The organism is Pseudomonas sp. FSL R10-1339 (assembly GCF_009600545.1).
Taxonomy (GTDB): Bacteria; Pseudomonadota; Gammaproteobacteria; order Pseudomonadales; family Pseudomonadaceae; genus Aquipseudomonas; species Aquipseudomonas bubulae.
Map to the genome: position 1 here is coordinate 1 of NZ_WIVQ01000156.1, position 5,504 is coordinate 5,504.

Genomic DNA, 5,504 nt, shown 5'->3' on the forward strand with positions numbered 1-5,504 from the left:
GGACTGGCTGGAGCCGCGCAGCATCGCCGCACTGGCGGCGCTGCAGCTGGGCGTCAGTGCCGAGCAGATCCGCCGCACCGTGGAATACGTCACCGAGCGGCGTCAGTTCGAACGCAGCATTGGCAGTTTTCAGGCGGTGCAAATGAGCATGGCCAACGCCCATATCGCCCTCGAAGCGCTGCGCAGCACCCTGTGGCAATTGTGCTACCGCCTGGACGCCGGTTTGCCGGCGCCCAGCGAAGCACTGGCCACGGCCTGGCAGGCCTGTGAAGCGGGGCATCTGATTGGGCACAACGCCCAGCACGTACATGGCGGCATAGGTGTCGACCTGACCTACCCGATACACCGCTTCCTCTACTGGAGCCGCGCCCTGGGTTGTGCCCTGGGTGGATCGGCAGCATGCCTTGAACGCCTCGGCGACTGGCTGAGCCATAACGACAAGCTGGGATGGAAATATGACCTTGCAGAACACCAAGCGCTTTGACGACGTGCGCCCCGGCGAAACCCTGCCGGAACTGGCGATCCCGATCACCGTGGGCCTGATCGCCGGTGGTGCCATCGCCACCCGCGACTACTTCCCCGGCCACCATGATGTAGAGGCGGCGCGGGAGTTGGGCTCGCCACATATCTTCATGAATATCCTCACCACCAACGGCCTGGTGCAACGCTATATCGAAGACTGGGCCGGCCCCGGGGCGCGTTTTGCCTCGCTGAAGATCAAGCTTGGCGCGCCGAATTATCCCGGCGACAGCATGACCTTCAATGGCGCGGTCACCCGTCAGGATGCCACTACCCGCACGGTGGAAATCACCCTCAGCGGCAAAAATTCCATGGGTAACCACGTGACCGGTACGGTCGCGCTGGTTCTGCCCTGATCGCGGAGACAGTACTCATGACGCAATCGTCACTTTCCGGCAGCGCGGCCATTGTTGGCCTGGGCGCGACCGAATTTTCGAAAAACTCCGGGCGCACCGAACTGCGTCTGGCGCTGGAGGCCACTCTGGCTGCGTTGAAAGACGCCGGTATTGACCCTTCCGAGGTCGAGGGCTTCAGCTCGTACTCGGTGGATAAAGTGCCGGAATATGAAATCGCCCGGTTGCTGGGGTGCAAGGACGTCAAGTTCTTCTCCCAGGTACCCCACGGCGGCGGTGCTGCCTGCGGGCCGATCATGCACGCTGCCATGGCCGTGGCCACCGGTGTGGCCAAAGTGGTGGTGGTGTACCGCGCCATGAACGAGCGCTCGTGGTATCGCTTCGGCAGCGGCAGCTACGGCTTTGCCTCGACCCCGACGTTCGAGAACGTCAACTACGGCTGGTATATGCCCCACGGCCTGCACACGCCGGCATCCTGGGTCGGGATGTTTGCCCAGCGCTACATGCATACCTACGGGGCCACCTCCGAAGACTTTGGCCGCGTAGCGGTAGCCGTACGGGATTTTGCCGCCACCAACCCCCAGGCGTTTTTCTACGGCAAGCCGATCACCCTGGAAGAACACCAGGCTTCGCGCTGGATCTGCGAGCCGCTGCACCTGCTCGATTGCTGTCAGGAATCCGACGGTGCGGTGGCGATGGTGATCACCTCGGCCGAGCGCGCCAGGGACTTGCGCCAGAAGCCGGTGATGATCAAGGCCGGTTCCCAGGGCATTACCTCGGGCCAGCAGATCATGACCTCGTTCTACCGCGACGACATCACCGGACTGCCGGAAATGGGCGTTGTCGCCAAAGAGCTGTATCGCCAGTCGGGACTTGGCCCCGAGGCGCTGCAAACGGCGATCATTTATGACCACTTCACCCCGTTTGTACTGCCGCAACTGGAAGAATTCGGCCTGTGCGAACGCGGCGAGGCCAAGGAGTTTATTCGCGCCGGGCACCATGCCCGTGGCGGCAAATTCCCGATCAATACCCATGGTGGGCAACTGGGCGAGGCTTATATCCACGGCATGAACGGCGTGGCCGAAGCGGTGCGGCAGGTGCGCGGCAGCTCGGTCAACCAGGTCGACAATGTCGAGAACGTACTGGTGACGGCCGGCACCGGTGTGCCAACCAGCGGCCTGATTCTGGGAGCAGCCTGAATGTTCGTCGACCTGACGCCAGAACAACATGCCCTGCGTTTGAAGGTGCGGGACTACTTCCAGAACCTGATGACCCCGCAGTTGCGTGAGCAATTGCGCGGCAAAGAGGGCGGCCAGCTGTACCGCGACACCATCCGCCAGATGGGCCGTGACGGCTGGCTGGCGGTGGGTTGGCCCAAGGAACACGGCGGCCAGGGCTATGGCCCTACCGAGCAGTTTATTTTCTTTGAAGAGGCCAATATCGCCGGTGCGCCGTTGCCGTTCGTAACCATCAGCACCGTGGGGCCGGCGTTGATGGCCCACGGCACCGAGCAGCAAAAGGCGCGGTTTTTGCCGGCTATCGCGGCAGGGGAAATCATCTTCGCCATCGGCTACTCCGAGCCGGATGCAGGCAGCGATCTGGCTGCGCTGAAAACCACGGCGCGCCTCGAAGGCGATGCGTTCGTGGTCAACGGCAACAAGCTCTGGACCTCGGGTGCTGAGTCGGCTGACTACATCTGGCTGGCGGCGCGCACCGATGCCGAGCGGCCGCGGCACAAAGGCGTGTCGATCCTGATTCTCGACACCCGCGCGCCAGGTTTTGCCAGCACAGTGATCCCGACCACCAGCATCCCGACGGCGGCCACCTACTACGACAACGTGCGGGTGCCCACCGACATGCTGGTGGGCGAGTTGAATGGCGGCTGGAAACTCATCACGGCACAACTTAACCACGAGCGTCTGGGCCTGGGCGCCTGGTCGGACAAGGTCGTGGGGCTGTTTGGCCGGGTCTTGAAGTGGGCCAATGCAGCCGATGAACGAGGCGTGCGTGCCACCGACAAGGCCTGGGTGCGTGCGGGACTGGCGCAGTGCTACGCGCGGCTGGAAGCCATGCGCCTGATCAACCTGCGCATTGCCGCTGACCTCGAGCGCGACCGCATGGACGTGGCGCTGGCGTCGACCACCAAGGTCTACGGCTCGGAGTCGGGGATCGAGATATTGCGAGTCCTGAGCAACATGGTCGGTGCCGCGGGCTTGATACGCAGCGGTTCACCGGCGGCGCTGCTGCACGGCGAACTGGAGTACGAAGTGCGTGCTTCAGTGACCCTGACCTTTGGCGGTGGCACCAATGAAATCCAGCGCGAGCTGATCGCCCAGTTCGGTTTGGGCATGCCGCGTACCCAGCGTTAAACAATGCCGAAAACCTGTAGCCGCTGGCGAGGTACGAGGCTGCGACAAGGGGCGCAGGCCCTGCAGATCACCGGGGCTGCTGCTCATCCCGTCGCAGCCTCGTACCTCGTCAGCGGCTACAAGAACCGAAAGGTGAAACAACATGAACGCGATTGACCAGTTCAGAGAACAGACCCGCAGCTGGCTTGAGGCCAATTGCCCGCCATCGCAACGCAAGGCCATCCCTGAAGGCGAAATGGTGTGGGGGGCCCGCAAGATGGAGTTCCCCAGTGAAGATGCGCAATTGTGGTTCGAGCGCATGCGCGACAAAGGCTGGTTCTGCCCCGAGTGGCCCGTTGAATACGGTGGCGCCGGGCTGAGTGCGGAGTACAACGCCGTGCTCGAAAGCGAGCTGCGCCGCCTCAAATGCCGCCCGCCGCAAATCAACCTGGGCATCTGGATGCTGGGCCCGGTGCTGCTGGAGTTCGGTACCGAAGAGCAGAAAAAACAGCTGCTTACACCCATGACCCGCGGTGAGGTGCGCTGGTGCCAGGGCTTCTCCGAGCCCAATGCCGGTTCTGATCTGGCCAGCCTGAAAACATCGGCCCGGGATGCCGGCGATCACTTTGTGGTCGATGGCAGCAAAATCTGGACCTCCTACGGCGACAAGTCGGACTGGATGTACGCTCTGGTGCGCACCGATGCCAAGGCCAGCAAGCACACGGGCATCAGCCTGATCGTACTGGACATGAAGAGCCCCGGAGTCAGCGTTGCGCCGATTGATTTGATCAGCGGCAAGTCGGCGTTCTGTCAGGTGTTTTTCGACGCCGTCAAAGTTCCGAAAAGCCAGTTGATCGGCCCGCTGCACGGTGGCTGGAACCTGGCCAAGCGTCTGTTGCAACACGAACGCAAGGCCATGTCCAAGTTCGGCGAATTCAGCTTGCCGACCCATTTTCATTTGTTGCCCCTGGTCAAACAGTACTTGCCCGAGGCCACCGGCCAGAGCGAGTCGGCACTGGTTGCACGAGCGGTGGCCACGGCCATGAACGAGCACAGCTACAACCTGACCGTGCAGCGCATGGGCGAAGCCGCCCGCGTCGGGCAGGACGTCAGCGGGCTGATGTCGATCATGAAGCTGGTGCACACCGAACAGGAGCGCGACAAGTTCGAAGTGCTGCTCGATGTCATGGGCTATCAGGGACTGGGCTGGGACCCGGATGCTTTCAGCCCCCAGCAACAGGCAATCACCCGCGGCTGGTTGAACAGTTTCGCCCTGACCATCTCTGGCGGCTCGTCGGAAGTGCAGCTCAACGTTATTGCCAAGCGGGTCCTGGGCCTGCCTGACGTGAAGTAAGGAAACTCACCATGAACCTGCTTTACAACGAAGATCAACGACTGCTGGCCGACAGCGCCGGCGAATTTCTCGCCGCGCGCAGCCCGGTGTCCCGTCAGCGCGCCTTGCGGGATGAAGCGCAGGTGGACGGCTTTGATCCGCTACTGTGGCAAGACGCGGTGGCGTTGGGCTGGAGTGCAATTCCTTTCCCGGAAAACCTCGGCGGGCTGGATTTTGGCTGCATGGGCCTGGGGCCGATTTTTGAAGCCATCGGTTGTAATCTCAGTGCCACGCCGTTGCTTTCGAGTGTGGTGCTCAGCGGATCGCTGCTGCACCTGCAAGGCAATGCACAGCAGCAGGACCGCTGGCTGTCGGCGACCATCAGCGGGGGGCAGCGGGTGGCGCTGGCGCTGGACGAACAGCCACGGCACAACCCGGCGAAAGTGGCGTTGCAAGCTGTGGCCAATGGCGACGGCTACAGCCTGAGCGGAGATAAATATTTCGTTATCGACGGGGTGGGGGCCGACGCTTATCTGGTGGCGGCACGCACCGGCACGGCAGGCATCAGTCTGTTCCTGCTGCCGGCAGATGCCCCGGGCCTGACCGTCAGCCCGTTGCCGCTGATTGACTCGCGCAACCATGCGCGCTTGCAGCTGGATCAGGTACAGGTCGGGGCTGATGCCTTGCTGGGTGCCGCCGGGTCTGCCATGCCGGCCTTGAATATCGCCCTGGATCGCGGCCGCGTGTGTCTGGCTGCCGAGATGCTGGGCATGTCTGAAAAGCTGTTTGAACTGACCCTCGACTACCTCAAGACCCGAGTGCAGTTTGATGTGGCGATAGGCACCTTCCAGTCCCTGCAACATCGCGCGGCGCAGTTGTATGTGGATCTGGCGCTGGCACGCAGCGCCGTGATGGCCGGTCTGGCGGCGCTGGACGACCGCAGCCTGAGCG

Annotated in this window: 6 protein-coding genes; all 6 read left to right on the forward strand. The window is 62.8% G+C overall.

Annotation, left to right across the window (positions count from 1 at the left end):
* On the forward strand, positions 1-484 hold a 484-nt coding region (locus GHO03_RS23460; RefSeq protein ID WP_256668754.1), incomplete at its 5' end, for an acyl-CoA dehydrogenase family protein.
* Entirely contained in the window at positions 456-875 is a 420-nt protein-coding gene (locus GHO03_RS23465; protein WP_095000007.1) for a MaoC family dehydratase, read from the forward strand. The genes GHO03_RS23460 and GHO03_RS23465, both read left to right, overlap by 29 nt.
* A 17-nt stretch (positions 876-892) precedes the next feature.
* Positions 893-2,071, forward strand: coding sequence for a lipid-transfer protein (locus tag GHO03_RS23470; RefSeq protein WP_095000008.1), 1,179 nt, complete (start codon positions 893-895; stop codon positions 2,069-2,071).
* Positions 2,072-3,241, forward strand: coding sequence for an acyl-CoA dehydrogenase family protein (locus GHO03_RS23475; protein WP_153380489.1), 1,170 nt, complete (start codon positions 2,072-2,074; stop codon positions 3,239-3,241).
* A gap of 142 nt (positions 3,242-3,383) precedes the next feature.
* Entirely contained in the window at positions 3,384-4,574 is a 1,191-nt protein-coding gene (locus GHO03_RS23480) for an acyl-CoA dehydrogenase family protein (RefSeq protein WP_095025934.1), read from the forward strand.
* Positions 4,575-4,585: 11 nt separating this feature from the next.
* Positions 4,586-5,504, forward strand: a 919-nt coding sequence (locus GHO03_RS23485; protein ID WP_153400618.1) for an acyl-CoA dehydrogenase family protein, incomplete at its 3' end; no start/stop codon positions are given.